The sequence below is a fragment of the Sphingobacterium detergens genome (assembly GCF_003610355.1).
Taxonomy (GTDB): domain Bacteria; phylum Bacteroidota; class Bacteroidia; order Sphingobacteriales; family Sphingobacteriaceae; genus Sphingobacterium; species Sphingobacterium detergens.
In genome coordinates this window covers 190,757-215,223 of the sequence record NZ_RAPY01000006.1, presented here as the reverse complement: position 1 = coordinate 215,223, position 24,467 = coordinate 190,757, and the positions used below count along the sequence as shown (strand labels likewise).

Here is a 24,467-nt window from a genome sequence, read left to right as displayed (position 1 = left end):
ATCATGGGAAAAATTACAGGTTTTAAAGAATTTGAGCGCGTGCTTCCAACAAAAGAAGCTGTTGAAGGCCGTGTACAGCACTTCAAAGAATTTAATAAAGGATATTCTGAGAATGAGCTAAATAAGCAGGCTGCACGTTGTATGGATTGCGGTATTCCGTTTTGTCATTCAGGCTGCCCACTGGGCAATGTTATTCCTGAATTCAATGATGCAGTATATGACGGAAAATGGGAAGAGGCATACCAGATCCTGACCTCAACCAATAACTTTCCAGAATTTACAGGTAGAATATGTCCAGCACCCTGCGAATCTGCGTGTGTATTAGGCATCCATAGCACTCCGATCACAATCGAAGAAATTGAAAAGCATATCATTGAGATTGCATTCAAAAAGGGCTATGTTAAAGCCCATAAAAGCTATTTAAAAACAGGCAAGCGTATTGCTGTTGTCGGTTCCGGTCCCGCTGGACTTGCTGCTGCTGCACAACTGAATAAAGCCGGTCATGATGTCATTGTTTTTGAACGTGACGATCAGGTTGGTGGTTTGCTCCGCTATGGTATTCCAGATTTCAAACTGGAGAAGTCTGTGATTGACCGCCGGATCAATTTAATGAAAGAGTCAGGAATTGAATTTAAAGTAAATACAGAGGTCGGAAAAGACATAAGCTTCTACGAATTGAAAGCTTATGATGCTGTAGTATTGGCTACTGGATCTACTGTACCTTGGCATATGCAACTACCCGGTCATGAAGCCAAAGGAATACACTTTGCCATGGATTTCTTGAAACAGCAGAACCAAGAAGTTAGTGGTATAGATATTGATCAGGAGCGTATTCTGGCAACAAACAAACATGTGGTCGTTATTGGCGACGGTGATACAGGTTCGGATTGCATCGGTACCTCCAATCGCCACCGGGCTAAGAGTATTACCCAAATTGCCCGTAAACCAACACCTGCGAAAGAACGTTTAAAAAATAATCCTTGGCCGATGGACAAAGTAACATTTGGCACTTCCTCTTCGCAAGAAGAAGGCTGTGAACGACTTTGGGCAACGGAAACACAAGAGTTTGTTCATGACGAAAATGGTCATATCACAGCGGTCAAAATCAAAGAGGTTCAATACGAAGTCGACGAATTTGGACGCCGTACAAGATTGGGTGAATCCGAAATTCGGGAAATCCCCGCAGATCTCGTTTTATTGGCTATTGGCTACAAACATACAGAGCAAAGACTATTGGAACAACTCGGTGTGCGCGTTGACGAAAAAGGAAATATTCTAGCCAATGATAAAGATTATCAAACCTCTGTGGAAAATATCTTCACCGCAGGTGACTGTCGCAAGGGGCAATCATTGGTGGTCTGGGCGATTTCTGAAGGCCGGGAGTGCGCAAGGAAAGTAGATGAATACCTTATGGGTTATTCCGAACTTGAAAGCAAAGATTTCCTAGCAGCACAAAATGCTTAGCTATTGCAAATCTAATGTATCCTTCTGCACAATGGGAATGTAAACCAATAGGCGACAGTCGATGCTTTAGATTTTCCAACCAAACACAAAAAAGCCTGTTGATATATCAGCAGGCTTTTTTCGATACAACTAAAATAAATAATTACTTTAATGGAGTCTTTAATTTAATAAAGTAGATGCTATTCTTATCAACGGTATTTATCGCTGGTAACATCTTCGATTTATAAGTCCCCTCTCCCGTAACCCCAAAATCATCATCGTTACAAACTGCGATAAGTGATGAATTGATAACGGCCAAACCCTCTGCTTTGTCGTGCGGATATAATTCCTTGATATCGGTCATTAAATCAGCAACTAGAGTTTTTGTGACAGGTTTAATGTTATATTTAGCCAAGGTAGCAGCATCTTTTAGTTCTTCGACCGTCTTTGTGCCATTCCCAGGGAACAAACCATTAACACCATTATTAGGATCAGAAATATCTGTTGCTCCCGCAAGATCTATTTGATAGATTTTTTTGAACACTTTGCCCCGTGTTGCCTCAGTTGCATATTCACCATCACGCTCCAATACAATAAAGGTAGAGTTAGACACTGCAGCAATCTCACTTACCGCCTGCAAATCGGTGCGTTCCATCATATAAGCGTATTGTTTGGTGTTTCCTGTTGCGATATCCATGGTTACAATACGGATAACTAAAGAATTTTTCACCGCATCTTTTGAAGGATTATAGAGTGGAAATTGCATAATACCGACCAATGTCTTGCCATCTGGCGTAATCGTTAGACCTTCCATTCCACGATTTGGGCGTCGCTTAGCAAATACCAATGGTAATTTCTTTCCTGTTGTCCAAGGATTGATCCGCTCAATCTCCTTTCCAGAAGCATCAAAGTGAACAATATGTGGACCATACTCATCACTTACCCACCAAGAACCGTCAGCACCTCTTGCCAATCCCTCTGAATCGATCCCGTCTTCACTTTTTCCCAAATCTTTTCCATTCGTATCCAAAGCTTTCTCTCCCGAACCACCTTTACCCTCAGGGTTCGGTAAGCCGTTCAGTTTTACGCCATTTTTATTCTTTAATTCAATTGCTGATTCAAAAACCAGTACATTATCCTTTAATCGAAATTTACCGATCTGCGGTGTAAACATAGGATTGGCAAAAACTTTGCTATCTTTTTCTGTACCATCAATATTTGGCCCACGATCCGTCAAAAGATAAAATACTGTTTTATCATTCGGATCCTGAACCATAGAAGATCCATATCCACCATTATATACCTTTACCTCACCAACTGTACCCAATACTTTTGGATCTGTGGCTACGGCCTTATCCGGATAAATTAAATTGACAATTGGATCAATAATCTTTGACACATCGTCCTTACTACAGGAAGCACACAAAAGAGCAATCCCCAGTGCACTGTATAATTTTCTCATAATTTGTTCTATTATCCCGCAAACATAAACCTCACATATTAGGCAATCATTAACAAATGTTTAAATAACTTACATCCACTGACCAAATCATAATAGTAAATAAAAATAGGTTGCCGTTATGGAATTTGCTTTTTCACTGCATCAAAGAAAAAATAGGCAGAGGAATTAGGTGAAAAACAGTATTGACCATTGTCAAACACCAGCCCCTAATTCTGATGGAAACAAGCAGATAAACAATGATTCAAATGAAACCATCATGATTTATTCAAACCGAGCAAAGCTAGCTCATGAATGCCGCTTAGAACAGACACTCGATGATTAAATCTGATAGCTTCATCACAATTAAAACCGCCGAAGGCAGCATGAATGCCTTAAAGAGAAAATCGAATAATGAATAAACAAACCGAGTGAAACGAGCTCATTTATACTGATGAGACCAACACTTATAAATAATTTATACGGATGAAAAAGACCATATTAGCCCTCCTCACCCTTTTGGTATTTTCCAATGTGGATACAAAGTCTCAAATAAAAGCCAGCCGTGAGGTACCCAGCTTAAAAATAAAAAATGAGCAACGCGTAGATGCAGTAAAACTCGTCGACCTAAAAGTGGCTGTCAGTATTTTTGGAAATATTGCCAAAACATCAATGACCATGACTTTCGAAAACACGACAAATCGGGACCTCGAAGGGGAACTTACTTTCCCGATGCCTGAAGGTGTTTCCGTTAGCGGTTATGCCTTGGATATCAATGGAAAGCTACGCCAGGCGGTACCAGTGGACAAAAATAAAGGCACCGAAGTTTTTGAAAGTATAGAAACACGACGAGTAGACCCCGGATTGCTTGAAAAAGTAGAAGGAAACAATTTCCGAAGCCGAATCTATCCCCTACCCTCAAAAGGACGACGTACGATCCAGATTAGTTATTCTGAAAACCTAACACCAGAATCCGATCAGGCATTATATTATTATCTTCCTTTGAACTATAATTCCATTATTGAAAACGTCGAGCTGAGCATCAACGTATACCAAGGCAATAAAAAACCAAGCTTTACTGAGCAGCCTGATGGTTCCTTGGCATTTTCTGAACAAAACCATAACTACACTGCTACATTACAAAAGCAACAGTTTAAATCCTCAAAAAATCTCGCGATTAAACTCCCTTTAAACGAAAACGCCGTCTCAGGATTAAAACAATTCAACCAGAATGGCAGTTTTTACTTTCTAGCCAATGCAAAATTGGAAATACCTAAACAAACGCAAAAAAAATGGGGCAACAACATAGCCATTATTTGGGATCGTTCATTAAGTTCAAAAAATAGAGACCTGGAAAAAGAGTTCAGTCTCTTGGATCAGTTTTTCAATGAAAATCAGAATATATCAGTGGATCTAGGTTATTTAGATATTCGTTTCAGCAAAGCAAGGACATTTCAGATCAGTCAGGGAAACTGGGAAGAGTTGAGAAATCAACTGAAACAAACAGTTTACGATGGTGGAACCGATTATAGCCAAGTAAAGAGCGGAGTACTGCATGGCGCAAATTATCTCTTTTTCAGTGACGGGCTTTCTACATTTGGCCAGGGCAAAATTGTGCTTGATCAGCCTACTTATTGTATCACCTCTTCAACCAGCTCAGACTATGCTAATCTCAAACAAATTGCCCAGACTCATTATGGGAAAATGGTCAATTTGACAAATACAACGATCACTCAAGCCTATAACGCGTTAAATTCAATCGACCTGCTCTTTTTGGGAGTAAAAGAACAATATGCTTTTACGGAAATCTATCCGGAGAAAGGCTCACCTGTTCAATCCTATTTTTCTGTCTCGGGGCTTGGCAAAGACAGTGGGGCAAAAGAAATCACACTTTTAGTCGGTGACGGAACACAGATAATTAAAGAGATCAAAGTTCCATTAAAACCCGACAATGGAGAGATCGATCTGCAACAGATCTGGGCACAAAAGAAAATAAATGCGCTGGACATTCAATACGACGACCATCGGGATGAAATCGAAGCAATCGGAAAACAATTTGGCATTGTGACACGGAACACCAGTTTAATTGTTTTGGAAAATGTGGAAGATTATATACGTTATGCAATCACGCCACCAGCTGAGTTGCTTCCCGAATTCAATCGACTCATAAAAGAAGAGCGCATAGAAAAGGAAGAACGCGTAGCGGATTTATTGACACAGGCCCAGAATATCACCGAGCAACTTCAATCTTGGTGGAATACCGACTTTCAGCAAAAAACGAAATATCCACAACGGGATCGGTCAGGTCGGTCTACTGATACAGCTATTGTCCAAGACGCTCCCACTGTAAATATCGCTGTTACCCCAATGCCATCCCGTCCCTCTGCAAGTCCAGTGGCCACACCGCCGGCCGTGGAATACAGATCAGCAGAAAGGGCTAGTGACGAGCGCGTGTATGCGGCAGCCAATTCAAGAGTTGCCAACGCAACAGCCAGCGAAGTGGTACTAGAGGATATCTCATCCAAGGACGCACTTAAAGAATCCGTTACTGTAAATGCTGTTCAAGCACTAGAAGGACGCGTTGCTGGAGTACAACCCACCAGTACCCTCGGCAGCACAACCGGCAAAATAAGTATTCCCGAAATTAAGGAAGACAATGCTTACCTAAAGGAGCTCAATCAATCCAAAGATCCTTACAAAAGCTATCTTCAGCTACGGGATCAGTATATGGGAACACCTACCTTCTATTTCGATGTTGCCAACTTCTTTTTCAAAAAGGGAGATAGGCAAAAGGCTTTACTTATCCTAAGTGCGTTGGCAGACCTGCAAATTGAAAATGCAGATCTTTACAAGACCATTTCCTACAAGCTCCGGGAATGGGGAGATGTTGACAATGCATTATATATAACCACTAAAGTACTAAAATGGCGTCCAATGGATCCGCAAAGTCATCGTGATTATGCCCTGGCATTACAAGATAAAGGTCAGTACAAAGAAGCCCTAGAACAACTTTATGGCATTTTGACACAAAGTTATTCACCCGAGGCCGCCAATCGGGACGATGGCATTGAAGAAATCCTTGTGATGGAGATCAACAACCTTATCAAACTCCAGAAAAGTGCAACAGCTAAAGCTGCTGTGGAAAAGAAACTTGTCGCTGACCTACCTGTTGACATACGGGTAGTCCTCAATTGGAATTCCCAAAATACCGATATTGATCTCTGGGTCACAGATCCAAATGGAGAAAAATGCTTTTACAGCAACCCCGCAACAGCAATTGGAGGTCGATTAAGCAATGACTTTACGGGAGGTTACGGTCCAGAACAATTCTTATTAAAAAAAGCATTGAAAGGGAAATATAAAATAGAAGCTGATTTCTATAACGATAGCTCCTTGACTCTGGCTGGCCCTGCGGCTGTCTTAGCTGAAATCTTCACCTATTATAGTTCAGGAAGACAGGAACGTAAACTCACCACAATCTACCTTGACCGTGACAAAGAAAGAAATATATTAGTGGGCGAATTTGTGTTTTAGTTCACCCGAAAGAAAGGATTACTGAGAGATTCAAAAAGAGCAAACCCTCTCCGAATTGAATAGTTGAAATAGAACTGCAAGAGAGTACGAGCAGAGTGAAAGAAAAAAGGTGTCCAGCTTTGCTGGACACCTCAGTAATCTTTAGTGCAATTTGCGGATGATAAGCTCTTTTTGTCTTTTCTCCAGTTTAGTCTTCACATAAGGATAGGTAAACACAGCACCAAGAACGATACAAGCTCCTAGATAAAATCCACCACTCATCGTTTCCTTCTGGCCAAAGATCAACATGGCTAAAAGTATACCATATACAGGCTCCAGATTAGTGGTTAATGCAACAGTAAAAGCGGATAATTCCTTCATGACTGCGACCCCCATCACATAGGCAACCGCTGTACAAACTACGCCTAATAATAATAAATAAATCAGATCCTGCTGTCCCAACTTCATCTCAGCGTTAAAATCTCCTGTAAACAACATAAGTATACTGATCCAAAAACATGCTCCTAGCATTTCATAAAATGTGATCAGCGTTGGACTGGATTTCTTGACCATTCTTGCATTGGCAATAGAAAATATACTTGCACAGAAAGCGCAACCAAGGCCAGCCAATAGACCAACCAGATAATGTGTCTCAAACGAAAATATGGTATAAATCCCTACAATAATCACCAAACCGACGACAATATCCAATAATGCGATACGTTTTTTGTTCACAATAGGCTCCAATATGGCCGTAAACAATGTCACCGAAGATAATGTGACCAGCGTTACCGAGACGGTAGATACCTTAATGGAATAGAAAAACAAAACCCAGTGTAAACCGACAACCGCCCCCACCATAAAAAACTGAATAAACTGCTTTCTAGAAACCAATATCGATTGTTTAGTCACCAGAAAATAGACCAACAAGGAAATAGATGCTATCGCCACGCGATACCAAACCAGGTGAATAGCAGAAACAGAAATGAGGCTACCCAAGATCCCTGTAAACCCCCAGATAAGGATTGTTAAATGCAGAATTAGAATATTCCGATTTAGTTGAATTTTAGACATATTCAATAGAATATAAATTATTTTGTAATGGCAATGAAAACGATTAGGAGCAGCACTTATTTTTTCCCTTTGTTATAAACTGCTTAAGCTAATAATGATATGAATAGGAATTATTTTGGAGCTTTTATCGTCAGATAAATTGCCACCAACAAGAAAGTCACATTAGGGATCAATACCGCAACCAATGGCGGTAATCCTCCTTTCAGCGAAAACATGGTCGCAAATTGAATAAAAACAATATATGTAAAACTTAAGCCGATTCCGATACCCAAACTTAAACCAATCCCCCCTCTAACCTTTTTGGAAGAAAGGGCCACACCCATTAAGGTTAAAACAAAAGCGGAGAATGGATAAACATAACGTTTATATTTCTCCAGCAGCAGATCATTCATCACCCCAGTCCCCCTTGTTTCCTCTTTATGAATACGAATATTGAGTTCACGGGTATCCATTGCAGTAAACATATTATCCCGTAATTCAAAATCCGATGGTTTCATGTCCAAAGTCGTATCTTTGACCGTTCCTTTGTCCATTCGCTCATGTAGTCCGTTAATAACACGATTGGTGTATCCCTCAATTTTCCATTTTGTCGCTACGGAATCCCATGTGATACGGTCAGCCATCATCTTTTCCTTCAATGTATCCCCTTTGAAAATCTCCAATACAAAACCATAACCAGTCTTGGTTGTATTATCAAAATTATCAATATACACATAGCTGTTTTTATCCAGTTGCATATGCGTTGAGACACGAGAATTATCTTTCAATGGCTTCACATAGATGTTCTCAAAATCCACCTTCATTTTATTGGTATGCGGAATAATAAAAATATTGAACACCAAAGAAACGATAAAGATCAATGTTGCAGCTATCATATAAGGTCGTAGCAAACGGTTGAAACTGTATCCCGCACTTAATATCGGAACAATCTCCGTCTGATCCGCCATTTTTGAGGTAAAAAAGATAACCGCGATAAAATTGATCAGTGGGCAGAGAAAATTAAGATAGAATGGAATAAATCCAGCGTAATACTCAAAGATAATCTTATCTAAAGGTGCCTTATATTTCAGAAAGTCATCCAATCTTTCAGACACATCGAAAACAACCATAACCACGGTGAATATGGCCATCGTGAACACAAATGTTGTCAGGTACTTTTTGATGATGTAACGATCGATTAACGAAAGCATATTTTTAGATTTGAGCATTAAGATAAGAGATTTGAAACTCTACTTCTGTAAGCCTATGACGTACATACTTTATCTATATTTTTTTTATGTGACTCTATTACAAACGTTGATCCAAAATTTTCACCATTTTATTTTTCCAGTCATAGAATGTACCATCTATGATTTTCTCACGGGCTTGATTGACCAACCAAAGATAAAAATGTAAATTGTGTAATGAAGCGATTTGCGCTCCCAAAATTTCCTGTGATTTTATCAGATGTCTTAAATAAGCCTTTGAATAGAATTGATCTGTATGTAAATCACTTTCAGCTTCAATAGGCGAAAAATCATCCTTCCATTTTTCATTTTTGATGTTGATGATACCATTTTGTGTAAACAACATACCATTACGCGCATTACGCGTTGGCATTACACAGTCAAACATATCAACCCCCAGAGCGATATTTTCCAGGATATTTACAGGAGTACCCACCCCCATTAAATAACGTGGTTTTTCTTGCGGTAAAATATCACAAACCACTTCGGTCATCGCGTACATTTCCTCTGCCGGCTCACCCACGGATAATCCACCAATTGCATTTCCATCCCGATTAAAGGATGCTATTGTTTCTGCGGATTTTATCCTTAAATCTTTATAAACTGATCCCTGCACAATAGGAAATAATGTCTGATCATATCCATAAAGGGGATCAGTGCTATCAAAACGATCTACACAGCGTTTCAACCAGCGATGGGTCATATCCAAAGAACGACGTGCATAACCATAATCACATGGATAAGGTGTACATTCATCAAATGCCATAATGATATCCGCACCAATAATACGCTGCGTATCCATCACATTTTCTGGAGTAAAAAGATGTTTTGAACCATCAATGTGCGAACGGAAAGTAACTCCCTCTTCCTTAATCTTACGCACCTCTGTCAATGAGTATACTTGATAACCGCCAGAATCCGTCAAGATCGGACGATCCCAACCATTAAACTTATGTAACCCTCCGGCCTTATTCAGTACATCCAATCCTGGGCGCAGATAAAGATGATAGGTATTACCTAAAATAATCTGTGCTTCAATATCATTTTTCAACTCATGCTGATGAATGGCTTTCACCGTACCAGCGGTGCCAACAGGCATAAAAATTGGAGTTTGAATGGGACCGTGTGCAGTTTCGACAACACCCGCACGTGCTTTTGATAGTGTATCTTGTGCTTGTAGCGTAAATTTCATTAATATTTTCCTCTGTGACTAATTATATTCCAGTAGACAGATTTCTGCGCATGTTCTTTCATAACGCCAGTAAGACTGTTTTTCGTAACGGAAATAAGGTTCCGCGTACGGATATGTTTACGCCCGTCTTTTCCTAAAATATGTTGCAAAAATACTATAAAAAGATTTGCAAACAGGATGTTTCAGGAATAAATTATCATTTTCCTTTATAAAAAGATTATGAATGCGCTTATCTTTGTGGGCTATGCTTGACCTACATGTATTTTTGGCCAATCTTCCATATATCATATTTGGGATATTAGGTCTTTTCCTATTGGCACAATTATATTACATCTTATTTGTTTACAGCAAATTGAGCAGGTATCAAATTGAACTGCATCAAACAGAAACCGATCTTCCTCCATTATCCGTCATTATCTGCGCGCACAATGAGCAGGACAATCTCAGGGAATTTTTGCCCAGTATCCTAAATCAAGATTATCCCAATTTCGAGGTCAATGTCGTAAATGATTTTTCTACGGACGAAACGCCTTGGGTGCTTCAGGAATTTGATGAGCAATATGCTCATTTAAAGATTGTCGATATCAAAGAGCATATCCGGTTGAAACATGGTAAAAAATTCGCTGTGAGCATGGGGATCAAAGCTTCGAAATATGAGACTTTGGTATTTACCGATGCGGATTGCGCACCTCAATCTGATCAATGGTTGAAAGAAATTGCTTCTGCCTTTAGACCCGAGACCGAAATCGTACTGGGCTATTCCCCCTATTTTAAGAAAAGAGGTCTACTCAATCTCTTAATCCGGTTCGAAACAAGCCATACTGCTATGAGTTACCTCTCCTATGCACTCAAAGGAGATGCTTATATGGGCGTTGGTCGAAACATGGCCTACAAAAAAGATCTCTTCTTTCGAAATAAAGGATTTGCAGCACACATGCATATTAAATCTGGTGATGACGATCTTTTTGTCAATCAAAATGCAACAGCAATAAATGTCAATATCGCCCTTGCACCAGCTGCTATTGTTTACTCAGCTCCCAAAACGACCTGGAAAAGTTATTATAAACAAAAAGCGAGACATTCTGGGGCATCCACCATCTATAAAAAACGCCATCAACGCATGTTGGGAACGCAACTAGTTTCTGCGGTATTATTTTACCTGACCCTGATTGCTGCTACTATTGCATTTCCTACTTTTTGGTACGTTCCCCTTACAGCTTACTTGCTGAGACTATTCGCCCAATGGGCCGTTTTTACATCTATTTACAAGAAACTTGAAGTGAAAGAGCTGATTTGGTGGCTTCCTTTGGTAGACTTCATCTACTATTTCTATATTTGCATCAATGGTTTGTTCAGCCGAAAAAAGAAAAAAATAAGCTGGAAATAATTCACCTTTAAAACATCACATTTTGAATCCTACAGTCGATATCATCTACGCCTACTTTCCGAAATTAACGGATATACAGAAAGAACAGTTTGCAAAACTTGCAGACCTCTACACTTTATGGAATAGCCAGATCAATGTAATTTCACGTAAGGACATCGATAGTCTATACCTTCATCATGTATTACATTCATTGGGTATTGCCAAATTTGTGCAAGAGTTAGCCCCAGGAACACAGGTTTTAGATGTCGGAACCGGTGGTGGTTTCCCGGGTATTCCCATGGCGATCCTGTTTCCAGAAGTTAAGTTTCATTTAGTGGATTCGATCGGAAAAAAAATCAAAGTAGTTCGTGAGGTCGCAGCAGCATTAGGACTTAAAAATGTAGAAGCCGATCATATTCGTGCTGAACAATTAGACGACAAATACGACTTCGTTATTTCACGGGCTGTAACCAGACTCGGAGATTTTACACCTTGGATCCGAAACAAATTTGCAAAAAAAGACAAAAACGGAATTCCAAACGGGATCCTCTACCTCAAAGGTGGTGACCTAAGTGAAGAAATCAAAGAATCAAAATTAAAAGCCGAATTGCACCCACTATCGAGTTACTTTAAGGAAGACTTCTTCGATACAAAATATTTGGTATATGTACCTATGTAGTTAAAGTTTTGCATTACCCATAGGAAACTGAAGTCGCCTATGGATAATGTCTACAGAATCTAGATAATATGTTAAGCACTTATGTATATAAGCGATCTTCTCATACCGATCATGCTCACGAAACCACTTTATAGTGGGTTCATAATATATCCTAAATTTGCGCAACGAATCTCCGGACAACTTACTGTATTCCTTCGTCAGCGGATGCCATTCTTCCCGAATCAGATCCTGTTGGTATTCCTTTTCAAACTGTCGCTGAAGCTTTCTCGCATTCCGCCCTTTTCGACTTAACTTATTATAAAGCTTATTAATACTCAGCCCTACCCCACCTTTCTTGGGCAAGTTAACCATCTCCTTGCTATCCCCTAAGGCGTAAATGGATTTGTAAGTCTCTTTTTTTTCGTTAAGCTTGTCCTCTGCCAGGCTATTTTTACGTTTAACCTGGATTGTATCTAATCGGAGTGTATCCTTTCCATTTTTCTTTTTTACGGTATCCTGCAAAATGAATTCTACAGGCTGAGCAAAAACCGGCCGATCAGAAGCCAAATAAACACAAAAAGCGATTAAAAATAGGAAACCAATACGTGCCATATCTATAATTGATTACCCGAAGATAATCAACAGGAAATAAGGCCGAAATGACTTTAACGATCTTTAACTTATGCGACTTATTGCCCCAGTTCTTTTTTGATCTCCTCACCGATCAGGTTAACCTCTTCGTCCATGCCGAACATTGGCAACTCAGTTTCAGGATTCAGTTTCAACCAAGTGGTATCTGTATCCTTAATAATTTTTACATATTCCGTTCCATCTTTAAAGACAACATAGGTATCTTCCTCTTCCGGAAAAACAGAATAAATCACTTCACCTAACTCGATATCAAAAGGTTCTTTCATTTCCATGCTAAAAATATTGTTAATCAAGCAAAGCTACCAAATCCGGCACATTCTTTCCAAACAGGACCTCAATTTCTTCCTCATAAAAGAAAGTTCACAGATTATTATTATCCCAACAGCAATAAGACAAATGGACATTCCAGCTCAAAAAATCATTAGCCAGCGGCAATAATATGAAAGGTGCGGTACAGAAACTATGCACGACCTGCCAGCTCATTTGTAGCACCAAACCCAAGGTATATTATGGTCCAGCCTATTTCTGTTGTGCTTTCATCCAATTAAAGATTATACATGTTGTTAAAAACAACCTTCAACACGAATTGCTTATTCTAATGAAAAGTCATGCAAGATTTATAATTTTTCACTATATTTAAAGTACCCAATTATGAAACTAATCTATCCCATAGCTTTGACTAAGATCAAGGGCATTGGCCCTAGAACAGCCCGTAGTATCATAGCCCATAGTGATAGCTTAGCGGATTTCTTTTCCTATTCAAAAAAAGATCTGATGCAAATCCCCGGAGTACGGGAATCAATTGCAGACGCAATACGCAACAAAACATACCTGGAAGCCTGTGAAAAAGAACTCGCTTTTATTGATAAACATCGCATCAAAGCCTTATGGATCGAAGATAAGGACTATCCCGATCGACTCAAACAATGTGATGATGCTCCCCTCATGTTATATTACAAGGGACATGCCGCACTCAACTCAACAAAAGTGATCAGTATCGTTGGGACGAGACATGCAACACATTATGGGCAACAGCTATGCGAAGACTTTATGCAGGGCTTAAATGAAAATAAAGATCTTCTGATTGTCAGCGGTCTCGCATATGGCATTGATGCATTAGCACATCGCAACGCCCTAAAGAATAACATACCAACGGTTGCAGTGCTCGGACATGGATTGGATCGGATATACCCCGCATCGCACCGTGAGCTAGCATCAAAGATGCTCGAACATGGCGGCTTATTAACCGAATTTACATCTGAAACCATACCTGAACGGGTTAATTTCCCCATGCGTAATCGGATTATCGCTGGAATGGCTGATGTTACAATTGTTGTAGAAGCAGCAATCAAAGGTGGAGCTTTGATCACAGCCGAAATAGCAAATAGCTATAATAGAGATGTATGTGCCTTTCCGGGATCCATTTACGAAAAGAGCAGTGAAGGAACCAACTATCTGATCAAAACAAATCGCGCACATATGATCAGGCATGTTCAGGATCTCGAATATCTGATGAATTGGGAAATCAGTAAAAAAAATGAAGCCAACCAACAATTAACACTTCCCTTTAAGTTGGATAAGGATCAAGAGCGCCTTTTTAACCTCATTCATGCAACAGGTCAACTGGAGCTTAATCAGATGATCGACCAGCTTCAATGGCCGCAGAGTAAATTGGCGCTGGTCCTATTGGAATTGGAAATGCAGTCACTGATCCATTCGTTGCCCGGAAAAGTCTATAAATCGCTTGGACAACCTGTCGTAGCAACCAAATAAATTATTTGGAGGTTACCACTACAAAATTTTAAATAATACAATTATATTTCTACAGAAAGCAAACATAACACTAAACCAATTATTAATGAACGACAACAGTACAAAGAGCATCTGGAAAGTCATCGGAGCCTCTTCCATGGGGACACTTATTGAATGGTATGATTTTTTTATTTTCGGAAGCCTCTCCATCGTAATATCAACCAAGTTTTTCCCCTCCGACAATCCGACAGCAGCTTTTCTGTCTACATTGGCCACCTTTGCCGCTGGATTTGTCGTACGCCCTTTCGGTGCCTTGTTTTTTGGTCGATTAGGCGATATTATAGGACGCAAATACACCTTTATGGTGACACTGATGCTCATGGGTGGTGCAACATTTTTGATCGGCTGTATCCCAAGCTATGCAAGCATCGGTTTTTGGGCACCTTTAATTGTCCTGATCCTGCGTCTTTTACAAGGACTAGCTTTGGGGGGTGAATATGGTGGTGCAGCCACCTATGTTGCAGAACATGCGCCAGTGGGACAACGCGGTTATTGGACATCTTGGATACAGACAACAGCTACATTTGGCCTATTTATATCCCTCGTGGTGATTCTTTTAACCAAAAGTTTTCTGAGTGAAACACAGTTTGACAGTTGGGGCTGGCGCGTCCCTTTTCTGCTCTCATTAGTTATGGTCTACGTATCATATCTCATCCGTAAGAAGATGAAGGAATCACCCGAATTTAGCAAAGCCAAAGCTGAAGGGAAGACAAGTACAAATCCATTAAAAGAGAGCTTCGGAAATCGCTATAACCTCAAGTTTGTGTTATTAGCCCTATTTGGTGCAGCGATGGGACAAGGTGTCGTTTGGTACACCGGTCAATTCTATTCCATGAGTTTCATGAAAACAGTCATGCATCTCCAGTCCGATCAGGCTGATACCATTTTAGGTATTGCACTGCTGCTAGGCACTCCTTTCTTTGTCGTCTTTGGATGGCTTAGTGACAAAGTCGGCCGTAAATGGATCATGTTGGGCGGCATGCTCCTTGCCGTGCTGACCTACCGTCCAATCTACGAATCCATGTACCAGCTATCGAATGTTCAACAGAAAACAAAATTAAACGAAACAACAACACCTGGCACCGAACAAAATTCAGCCATTGTGACCGTAACCAAAAGTCAATATGACGATGGAACAGAAATGACCAGTTCAAAAATACTGCATCAGACAGGAGAGCTTAAAGGAAAAGAAACGATTAAAACAACCACCCATTTGGCCGGTAAAAATTATATCCTACTCGTTGCCCTTATATTTATTCAGGTGATCTATATTACCATGGTATATGGACCTATAGCAGCATTTTTGGTCGAACTATTTCCCGTAAAAATCAGATATACCTCCATGTCCTTGCCCTACCATGTCGGTAATGGTATATTCGGGGGGCTCCTACCCGCAGTTTCCACTTACCTCACCACAAATGCTGAAGCTTCCAATACCCCACAATTCTATTTAGCGGGATTAGGATATCCCATCATTATAGCCGCCGTCTGCTTTATCATTGGCAGTCTATATATCAACAACAAATCAACACCTCCAAACCATGAATAATCTAAAAAAGCTTCTTGGTATTGTATGGATCCTTTTGGCCATATACACCGCATACTTTTCCATTTTTGAACTGGCATTACCCAAGATTTCAACAGGGCACCAAGAGGATCTGGTCTTTGGTATTATTATACTCTGTATCTTAACGCCGATCATTTCCCTCGGTTTGGGTCTGTTTGGATACTATTCTTTGTTGGGCGAGTATGACAGAAAGAAGATGTAGCGCGTTAAAAAATACTTTATGGCCATCTTAATGGATTATTTATGCCGGCAAGATGGCCCCCCGAACAATTTATTCTAATGAGAATCAGCACCCTAGAATAAAAAGGCATTTTTTCTTTCCTAAAACTATTTTTTTTTCTACTTTTGTGGCGGGTAAGTCTTCTACGACCAGCTCCCATTGACTCCCCCAGGTTGGGAACAAAGCAAGGGTATTTGGTTGAGCGGTGCGATAGGAGTAGCTTACCCTTTTTTTGTGCCTAAATTTTTGGTTCAATCCTCCTTCTTAACCTGACTTCAGCCCCTTTTTTAACAAAACAATTTGCGTTCTAAACTGGTCTATTATTATACATCGGAATATTAACAAGTAAGCTTTTTTGACAAATCTATTGATTTACTGCCATTTACATTCAACACAATTATAATTGTATATAAAAGCATTTTTATCTAAGTTTGTAATCGAATAAGAACTATCGTATGAGTTGGTTTAAAAGAGAAAAAGCTGGTATTAGCACAGCTACCGCTAATAAAAAAGAAGCACCAGATGGCATGTGGAACAAGTGTCCCACTTGTAAAAAGCCGTTGTTGCATCTTGAACAAGTAGAAAACGACTATGTTTGTCAATATTGTGACCATCATTTAAGAATTGGCTCCAAAGAATATTTTTCAATTTTATTTGACAATAACGAATTTACTGAACTATTCCCTAATCTAAATTCTGGTGATCCACTGGAATTCTTCGATTCAAAACCATACCCTGAACGCTTAAAAGAAAGTCAAGCAAAAACAGGTCTGAAAGATGCAATACGCTCAGGTCACGGAAAAATGAATGGCAAAGACATCGTGATCGCTTGTATGGACTTTAGCTTCATTGGTGGATCAATGGGATCTGTTGTAGGAGAAAAAATTGCACGTTCGATTGATTACTGTATTGAACATAAAATTCCATTTATGTTGATTTCAAAATCAGGTGGTGCGCGTATGATGGAAGCTGCATTCTCTTTGATGCAAATGGCAAAAACTTCAGCTAAATTAGCTTTGTTGGCGCAGGCAGGACTTCCTTATGTTTGTCTATTGACGGATCCAACAACAGGTGGTGTTACTGCATCCTATGCGATGCTAGGCGATGTCAACATTGCTGAACCGGGCGCATTGATCGGATTTGCGGGCCCTCGTGTTATTAAAGAAACAATCAAAAAAGATCTTCCAAAAGGATTCCAAACATCCGAGTTTGTCCTTGAACATGGATTTTTGGACTTTATTGTTGACCGTAGACAATTAAAAGACAAAGTAGCTACTTATCTCAAATTGGTCGGATAAAACGGACAAAAGGAAAGCTAAATATAAAAAAGCTCTTAAAATATATTTTAAGAGCTTTTTTATGCTCTAATTATTTCCGGATCCACAATATTTATAAGTGATGCCAAAATGCCCAGATCTTCCTTTTTGACAAGTAATCGGGATCATCTTCGTGACGATAAGCTTCTCGCTCGAAAGAAATATGGAGATAGGCCTGATCAAAATCGCGCAAGCGAGCAAAACGGATCGCAAATTCACACAAATACCAAAGGTAGAAAAACACAACTCCCAATTCCAATGCCTGGCGCAGATGGATGCGCTCATGACGGATTAAAACCCTATTATCTTTAAAAAAGCCGTATTTTAGAAATATAATAGGAAAGATAGTAATCGCATTAGCTTTACCAAAAGAGAATAAATTTGTCCAAAACTTGCTAACTATAATCATACGATCGATCAAAATAGGTTTCAAACCTATCCAAACTTAACTAATTTAGCCTTCATTTACAATGCAAACCATCGTGTACAAATAGCAACATCATAGACTCAAGGTTTACAGCCCCTGCGATAAGGCATACAAGAGATGTTCATCACTTTAAAAAATCTGTTCGGAATCAGACAACAATTCGTTATTAACGACTCATTTTCATAGCTCTATTTCCTCCTGAACTAAAATAAGAGGTCGCAAAATTTCTTTTTGAACTGGAATTTTTATTAAGTTTGCTATAGATTAATTGCGAAGATATGCCGTACAAAGAGCGTGAAATAAATAAATTGTATTATACAATGGGAGAAGTGACAGAGATGTTTGATGTAAATGCATCCCAGATACGTTTTTATGAGCGTGAATTTGATATTCTTCAACCCAAGAAAAATAAAAAGGGCAATCGTCTCTTTACGCAGGAGGATATCGCAAACCTCAAAATCATCTTCAATTTAGTAAAAGAAAAAGGATATACCCTACAAGGTGCAAGAGACTATCTCCGTGACAATAAATCCGAGGCAAAAGAAAATCAACGCGTAGTGGACTCTTTAGAGCGGCTAAAAAGCTTTCTTCTGGAAGTACGTGATTCCTTATAAGCAATCAAAGATACGCTGCCCTACGACTGACTACTGTATCCCGAAGATTGATTACTATCAAGAAAGAACACGAAATAAAACGACTTCTGCTTTTCACTTAAAATCATATATTTATAGTATTGTAATCCATTGTGTAATATAATCTATAAAAAGCAAGCCCATGAAGATCGTTATAAAAAGGATTTACGATCTACCGTCACCCGATGATGGTTATCGTATGCTTATTGACAGGCTTTGGCCACGTGGAATGACCAAAGAAAAAGCCAGTTTGTCTGAATGGAATAAAGACCTATCCCCTTCCTCAGAGCTCCGCATCTGGTTTCACCAAAACCCAGATCTATGGCATGATTTTGCAAAAAAATATAGAGAAGAGCTCGATCAGCAGGACTTTGGAAAAAAATGGCTGGAAGCACATAGGCAACAAACCGTCACCACATTGCTGTATGCAGCTAACAACAAAATACACACACATGCCACAGTTTTGCAGCAATATCTACAGGACCTTCAATTGACGATGTAATCGATATGCTTACGGATTGCTGCATTGGGCTAACGGCAGCAATTTTTCTGGCAAATAAAATCTGATCTATAGAAGTCTTTAAATAGATCTTTTATTGGCTATCTCTCATTGAGTTCAATAACTTCCAGGTTTTCGATCTTATCTTTATTGATCTCAAAGCGCATGAGTGTCCTTACTTTATGCCAACCATGTTTTCCTGCAGCTCCGGGATTGAGATGAAGACAACTGATTTTCGGGTCAAACACAACTTTGAGAATATGGGAGTGTCCTGTGATAAACAACTTAGGTGGATTTGCTATTAACTCCGCCTTTATCCGTGCTGCATATTTGCCAGGGTAACCACCAATATGGGTCATAAAAACCTCTACCTCCTCACAGGTAAACCGCAAATCTTCGGGAAAACGTAACCGCAGATCTCTTCCATCTATATTTCCATATACCCCACGCAAAGGCTTAAAAGCTTCCAATTGATCTGCTACATTAGCATCGCCAAAATCCCCTGCATGCCAAATTTCATCACAATCAGCAAAGTACTTGAATACAGATTCATCTAAATAAGAATGTGTATCCGAAAGAAGTCCAATTTTTGTCATAGTTTAGAAAGCTAAAAAATAAGGCGCCAAGGCATTCTTGTATGATTCCGAGTAAACACCCTTAGATTGATAAATCACAAATTCAGCTTGATCAATCGCTGTTATTTGCAGACGCCCAAAGGTCACAATCTTCCGAATAACAGGATCCCCATCGAATGATCTTATCTGAATTTCAGCAGTACAATGCAATCCATGATCAATCGCCAGTGCGGTTAGGGTTTCTGCAAGTTGCGTAGGGAGAATCAAAACGAGTTTACCCCCGGAAGTTAAATGCAACGACGCGAAGTGCAGCAGTTCACGGAAAAAGTCTAGATCACTGTGCCGGGCCAATTTCTTCCGCGCATCTGGGTTATGCAACGAATCTGTGTAAAAAGGAGGATTCGATACAATCAGATCGTAGTGCTCGCCTGTTCGCAATTGTTGAAATGACTTAGCATGCAATACAAGACGGCTCCCAAAAATCGAATTACTGAAGTTTCTGCTCGCCATCTCTGCGGCCAACGCATCTATTTCTACAGCCTCTATGTGGCTATCTATCAAGCGCTGAGCCAACATGAGGGCAATCACGCCAGTACCGGTACCCACATCCAACACACGCTTTGCACCCTTTGTATCAACCAATGATGCCAGCAATACCCCATCCGTATTGATCTTCATCGCACAATTGGATTGATCAACTTCAAATTGTTTAAATCGAAATATTGACGCCATGAGCCAAAGATAAAACTTTTGGAATGTTTGCTGCAAAATAACGGCGGCATCATACAATTAATTTGTTAATTTAGTCTCTGATAAATCCATAAGCCATGATGATCCGTCAGTTCATTTTTGCAGTATTCCTATTAATCTGTTTCCCTGCGACACAAAAGGTATGGGCACAAGAAACATGTGAAAAACACACCGCAGAAATCCTCCCCTTCCTAACAAATTCACTGAACAGTAACGAATTCGACAAAATCGAACCATTATTAAATACACTACAAGCCAGTTGTGGTGTAACAGAATTTGGCCAACGTTTGCGGATTCTTCTGCTTATTATCGAAAAAAAGAATAGTTCCGCTGAAATTGAACGTTATATCAACAATCAATTGGATAAGACATTTGTTCAACGCTTAGATGCAGCCGACCAGGATGACTTTATGGCTCAGTATGAACAAAATAAAGAAAAATACAATTTCTACCCCTTGCGACATCCCTTGGATAATTTAATCAAGATCAGAGCCAAGGCACTTTTATCATCAGACAATTATAAGCTCAATAATGATGAAATAGATATTCTTCACCTATTTGCTGACACGGACACTCCGGAAAATGGGCAAGTAGATCAAGATTATTCCCAAAATGCTGAAAGACCTGTTAGCCCTCCTAAAACCTATGGGAACAGAAGTAAATCCAAATTAGGTTATGTCCCTTTGGTCGGTGTAATGAGTCCCTTAAGTGGTTCGAATAAGATCTTTGGCAGCAATGTCACCTTCGGGTTTATGTTCATGAGTTCATTGGAACGTAAATTTATCTTCGAGGGCGGTTTCAAAGTACGGATCAATTCAAATGATAGAAATATCGACTATAATTATGAAGGGTCCAATGTTACAGTCAATTCTTCCGCAACGGGATTTATAGGTGGTGCTGTTGGATACAAAATTTTTGATAATGAAAAATGTATTCTGATTCCCAAGGGGATATTAGGAATAGATATTACAGATACTGGTATTACCGAAAGTATTTATTCAGACGGATATTATGACCCAGACGGTTACTATTATGAAGGAGGCTACAACGATCGCATGGTAACCATTAACAATGTACACTTGGGATTAGGTTTTGCTTCTCTTTTTCAGATGAAGAATAAGAAATATGTCGGTATTGAACTTGGTTATCACTATGCACCTTATGACGCAAGCAGCAAGGTCCTGACACCGATACAATCAAACTATGGAAGTGTAGAAGTCTTTTTCAGATTTTAGTCTAAAATAAAACGATCGTACTGTCACGAGACCAATAGCAATGAAAATGTACTGAAAGTTCTTTCTGATCAGTAAACCGGGCATAGCGAGTTCATTGATACCTTAATGAAAAATACGAATCAATAAAAAAAAGACAATTCGAAAAAAAATACCATTCATTTAGCGACAACAATGGTTCATGCTAAATGAATGGTATTTACTCAAGCGGCTATATCACTCCTTAATTTTTTAACAAACGCTGGATTTCATCCAGTTTCATCAATGCTTCCACAGGGGTCAGCGAGTTAACATCCAAGTTATTCAACATATCCCGGATTTTATTTAAAACAGGGTCATCGATAGAGAACATCTGCAACTGATAAGCCTGTTTCTGAATCTTACGCATACTATCTTTGATCTGCTCACCGCCAGTACGTTCCTGTTCCAATCGTTTTAAAATCTGATTAGCACGGTTCAACAACTTTGGCGGCATCCCCGCCAGCTTGGCAACATGGATACCAAAACTATGCTCGGATCCCCCTGGTACCAGTTTACGCAAAAAGATCACTTTATTATTGACCTCCTTTACGGTTACATTATAATTTTTGATACGGTCAAGCGAAGTTGACAGCTCATTCAATTCATGGTAGTGTGTTGCAAAGAGGGTCTTCGCTTTAGCGGCAGGATGATTATGCAAATATTCCGCTATCGCCCAAGCGATTGAAATTCCATCATAAGTACTTGTTCCACGTCCAATTTCGTCCAAAAGGATCAAACTCCGATCAGAAAGATTGTTCATGATACTGGCTGTTTCGTTCATCTCCACCATAAATGTAGATTCACCGGAAGAAAGGTTATCTGAGGCCCCAACACGGGTGAATATCTTATCCACCAAGCCTATTTTAGCTTCCTTGGCTGGTACAAAACAACCGATCTGCGCCATCAACACGATCAAGCCAGTCTGACGGAGCAGGGCCGATTTACCGGCCATATTGGGACCAGTAATAATAATAATCTGCTGCGCTTTCGGATCAAGATAAGTATCGTTAGTAATATAGTCCTCCCCTATGGGTAGATTTTTTTCGATAACAGGATGACGTCCGCCCTTGATATCCAAAATCTTGCTATCGCTAATTACCGGTTTAACGTAGTAGTTTTTCTCGGCGACGATGGCAAAGTTGAGTAAAACATCCAACTTCGCAATAAGTTGTGCATTTAGCTGAACCGGTTTGATATATTCCGCAATGGCAACCAATAGTTCGGCATACAATCTATTTTCCAATGCCTGGATCTTTTCCTCCGCACCAAGAATCTGCTCCTCATATTCTTTGAGTTCCTCTGTGATATATCGTTCGGCATTCACCAAAGTCTGCTTACGTATCCATGTTGTTGGAACCTTGTCTTTATGCGTATTGGTTACTTCAAGATAATAACCAAAGACATTGTTAAATGCTATTTTTAAAGATGGAATACCCGTCAATTCAGCTTCCCTCTTTTGGATTTCCAGCAAATAATCTTTACCACCAAAAGAAATCTTTCGAAGACGATCCAGTTCAGCATCAACTCCCGCAGCGATTACGCTACCTTTATTGATTGCTACAGGAGGTTCTGCCTGCAATTGCTGCTCAATCCGTTCACGAATCGCCACGCAGGCGTCCAATTGATCAGATATCAGGGCCAAAGACTGCGCGTCCTTACGGTCAGTCAATTCCTTGAGCTTTTCAATAGCGTGCAAAGCGCGTTTCAATTGGACGATCTCTCTGGGATTGGCTTTTTGGAGTCCAATTTTTGATATCAACCGTTCCAGGTCACCAACTTGCTTGATCTGGCCGATCAGGTCGTCCCGCAGTTCACGGTTGTTAAAAAAGAAATCCACGACATCCAAACGTTCCTGGATACCCTTTTTATCTTTCAATGGCATGACGATCCAGCGCTTGAGTAGCCGAGCCCCCATTGGACTGGCTGTATGATCGAGGACATCTGATAGCGTAACAGCATTTTCATTCATGGAACCGATCAGTTCCAGATTACGGATCGTAAATCGATCGAGCCACATAAACCGGTCCTCTTCGATCCGCGAAAGCGTAGAGATATGTTGTAGATTGCGATGCTCCGTCTCATTAAGGTAATGTAGCGCAACCCCAGCAGCAACGATGCCAGCTGACATCCGGTCCACACCAAAGCCTTTCAGCGAAGCCACTTCAAAGTGCTTTAACAATGCTTCGGCAGCATAATCTCCGGTATAAGGCCACTCATCCAAAAAATAAGTGTAATAATGTGCCCCGAATTGCTCGATAAAATCCTTGCTCTGTTTCTTCGGCAAAATAATTTCAGTAGGTTTGAAGCCCTGAAGTAATTTATCAATATAAGATGTACTTCCCTGAGCAACCAGAAATTCACCCGTCGAAATATCCAAAAAAGCAATTCCGATCTTATCCTTATCCGTAAAAATAGAAGCGAGATAATTATTCGATTTCTGTTGAACAATATTATCATTGTAAGAGACACCCGGAGTAACCAATTCGGTGACACCGCGTTTAACGATTGTCTTGGTCGTTTTGGGATCCTCCAGCTGATCACAGATTGCTACCCGTTGACCTGCACGCACCAATTTAGGGAGATAAGTCTCCAGAGAATGATGCGGAAACCCCGCTAAAGCTGTTTCTGATTCCGAACCATTCCCTCGCTTGGTCAAAACGATACCCAAAATCTGAGCCGCCTTGATTGCATCCTCACCAAATGTCTCGTAAAAATCGCCAACACGGAACAACAATAACGCCCCAGGATACTTGATCTTGATCGCATTATACTGCTGCATTAACGGAGTTACTTTCTTTTCTTTTGCCAACTTCTAAAATCAAATTTGTGAAGCGTAAAAATAGGATAATATCGTC

General features: G+C 39.9%; 21 protein-coding genes and 1 other RNA gene. 12 read left to right on the top strand and 10 right to left on the bottom strand.

The window, feature by feature from the left end; all coding sequences use genetic code 11:
• Positions 1–3 precede the first annotated feature (3 nt).
• The gene (locus DFQ12_RS23610; protein WP_120261516.1) at positions 4–1,464 is read left to right on the top strand and encodes a glutamate synthase subunit beta; all 1,461 of its coding nucleotides are present in this window, start codon (positions 4–6) and stop codon (positions 1,462–1,464) included.
• Positions 1,465–1,606: 142 nt separating this feature from the next.
• Here the strand turns inward: DFQ12_RS23610 and DFQ12_RS23605 are convergent, their stop codons facing one another.
• The gene (locus DFQ12_RS23605; RefSeq protein WP_120261515.1) at positions 1,607–2,905 is read right to left on the bottom strand and encodes an esterase-like activity of phytase family protein; all 1,299 of its coding nucleotides are present in this window, start codon (positions 2,903–2,905) and stop codon (positions 1,607–1,609) included.
• A 462-nt stretch (positions 2,906–3,367) separates the two neighbouring features.
• Here DFQ12_RS23605 and DFQ12_RS23600 point away from each other — a divergent pair, with 462 nt between their 5' ends.
• Complete coding sequence (locus tag DFQ12_RS23600) at positions 3,368–6,415, top strand: VIT domain-containing protein (RefSeq protein ID WP_120261514.1); 3,048 nt, start codon at positions 3,368–3,370, stop codon at positions 6,413–6,415.
• Positions 6,416–6,556: 141 nt separating this feature from the next.
• Here the strand turns inward: DFQ12_RS23600 and DFQ12_RS23595 are convergent, their stop codons facing one another.
• The 3 genes from DFQ12_RS23595 to tgt all read right to left on the bottom strand — a co-directional run bounded on the left by DFQ12_RS23595 (position 6,557) and on the right by tgt (position 9,886).
• Positions 6,557–7,468 (bottom strand): DMT family transporter, encoded by a 912-nt coding sequence (locus tag DFQ12_RS23595; protein ID WP_120261513.1) that lies wholly within the window; start codon positions 7,466–7,468, stop codon positions 6,557–6,559.
• Positions 7,469–7,578: 110 nt separating this feature from the next.
• Complete coding sequence (locus DFQ12_RS23590) at positions 7,579–8,676, bottom strand: LptF/LptG family permease (RefSeq protein WP_120261512.1); 1,098 nt, start codon at positions 8,674–8,676, stop codon at positions 7,579–7,581.
• A 79-nt stretch (positions 8,677–8,755) separates the two neighbouring features.
• Entirely contained in the window at positions 8,756–9,886 is a 1,131-nt protein-coding gene (tgt, locus tag DFQ12_RS23585) for a tRNA guanosine(34) transglycosylase Tgt (protein ID WP_120261511.1), read from the bottom strand.
• A gap of 223 nt (positions 9,887–10,109) precedes the next feature.
• Between tgt and DFQ12_RS23580 the strand changes: the two genes are divergently transcribed.
• Together DFQ12_RS23580 and rsmG are read left to right on the top strand one after the other, a co-directional pair.
• Positions 10,110–11,273 (top strand): glycosyltransferase, encoded by a 1,164-nt coding sequence (locus DFQ12_RS23580; protein WP_244211833.1) that lies wholly within the window; start codon positions 10,110–10,112, stop codon positions 11,271–11,273.
• Between the two features lie 22 nt (positions 11,274–11,295).
• Entirely contained in the window at positions 11,296–11,931 is a 636-nt protein-coding gene (gene rsmG / locus DFQ12_RS23575) for a 16S rRNA (guanine(527)-N(7))-methyltransferase RsmG (protein WP_120261509.1), read from the top strand.
• Here the strand turns inward: rsmG and DFQ12_RS23570 are convergent, their stop codons facing one another.
• Complete coding sequence (locus DFQ12_RS23570) at positions 11,932–12,522, bottom strand: hypothetical protein (RefSeq protein WP_120261508.1); 591 nt, start codon at positions 12,520–12,522, stop codon at positions 11,932–11,934.
• 77 nt (positions 12,523–12,599) lie between these two features.
• A complete protein-coding gene (locus tag DFQ12_RS23565) occupies positions 12,600–12,833 on the bottom strand; it encodes a hypothetical protein (protein ID WP_120261507.1) in 234 nt (77 codons plus the stop codon).
• A 379-nt stretch (positions 12,834–13,212) separates the two neighbouring features.
• Here DFQ12_RS23565 and dprA point away from each other — a divergent pair, with 379 nt between their 5' ends.
• The 5 genes from dprA to accD all read left to right on the top strand — a co-directional run bounded on the left by dprA (position 13,213) and on the right by accD (position 17,458).
• Entirely contained in the window at positions 13,213–14,334 is a 1,122-nt protein-coding gene (gene dprA / locus DFQ12_RS23560) for a DNA-processing protein DprA (RefSeq protein WP_120261506.1), read from the top strand.
• A gap of 85 nt (positions 14,335–14,419) precedes the next feature.
• Entirely contained in the window at positions 14,420–15,922 is a 1,503-nt protein-coding gene (locus DFQ12_RS23555; RefSeq protein ID WP_120261505.1) for an MFS transporter, read from the top strand.
• Positions 15,915–16,142, top strand: a complete 228-nt coding sequence (locus tag DFQ12_RS23550; protein ID WP_104384975.1) for a DUF6814 family protein — start codon at positions 15,915–15,917, stop codon at positions 16,140–16,142. The genes DFQ12_RS23555 and DFQ12_RS23550 overlap by 8 nt, the downstream gene beginning before the upstream one ends.
• Positions 16,143–16,292: 150 nt before the next feature.
• Positions 16,293–16,390: signal recognition particle sRNA small type (gene ffs, locus DFQ12_RS23545), an RNA gene on the top strand.
• A gap of 225 nt (positions 16,391–16,615) precedes the next feature.
• Positions 16,616–17,458, top strand: a complete 843-nt coding sequence (gene accD / locus DFQ12_RS23540) for an acetyl-CoA carboxylase, carboxyltransferase subunit beta (protein ID WP_120261504.1) — start codon at positions 16,616–16,618, stop codon at positions 17,456–17,458.
• A gap of 91 nt (positions 17,459–17,549) precedes the next feature.
• Here the strand turns inward: accD and DFQ12_RS23535 are convergent, their stop codons facing one another.
• Positions 17,550–17,885: a hypothetical protein gene (locus DFQ12_RS23535; RefSeq protein WP_120261503.1), complete on the bottom strand. Its 336-nt coding sequence runs from the start codon at positions 17,883–17,885 to the stop codon at positions 17,550–17,552.
• Between the two features lie 296 nt (positions 17,886–18,181).
• On the opposite strand from DFQ12_RS23535, the gene DFQ12_RS23530 reads away from it, so the two are divergent.
• The gene (locus tag DFQ12_RS23530) at positions 18,182–18,517 is read left to right on the top strand and encodes a MerR family transcriptional regulator (protein ID WP_077437903.1); all 336 of its coding nucleotides are present in this window, start codon (positions 18,182–18,184) and stop codon (positions 18,515–18,517) included.
• 160 nt (positions 18,518–18,677) lie between these two features.
• A complete protein-coding gene (locus DFQ12_RS23525; RefSeq protein WP_120261502.1) occupies positions 18,678–19,037 on the top strand; it encodes a DUF488 domain-containing protein in 360 nt (119 codons plus the stop codon).
• A gap of 98 nt (positions 19,038–19,135) precedes the next feature.
• Here DFQ12_RS23525 and DFQ12_RS23520 read toward each other — a convergent pair whose 3' ends face one another.
• Positions 19,136–19,630, bottom strand: coding sequence for a metallophosphoesterase family protein (locus DFQ12_RS23520; RefSeq protein WP_120261501.1), 495 nt, complete (start codon positions 19,628–19,630; stop codon positions 19,136–19,138).
• 3 nt (positions 19,631–19,633) lie between these two features.
• Positions 19,634–20,341 carry a tRNA1(Val) (adenine(37)-N6)-methyltransferase gene (locus DFQ12_RS23515; protein WP_120261500.1) on the bottom strand — a complete coding sequence of 236 codons (708 nt, stop codon included), beginning with the start codon at positions 20,339–20,341 and terminating at the stop codon, positions 19,634–19,636.
• Between the two features lie 95 nt (positions 20,342–20,436).
• On the opposite strand from DFQ12_RS23515, the gene DFQ12_RS23510 reads away from it, so the two are divergent.
• Complete coding sequence (locus DFQ12_RS23510) at positions 20,437–21,594, top strand: hypothetical protein (RefSeq protein WP_120261499.1); 1,158 nt, start codon at positions 20,437–20,439, stop codon at positions 21,592–21,594.
• Positions 21,595–21,814: 220 nt separating this feature from the next.
• Here the strand turns inward: DFQ12_RS23510 and mutS are convergent, their stop codons facing one another.
• On the bottom strand, positions 21,815–24,421 hold the full coding sequence (gene mutS / locus DFQ12_RS23505) for a DNA mismatch repair protein MutS (protein WP_120261498.1): 2,607 nt from the start codon (positions 24,419–24,421) through the stop codon (positions 21,815–21,817).
• Between the last annotated feature and the right edge of the window lie 46 nt (positions 24,422–24,467).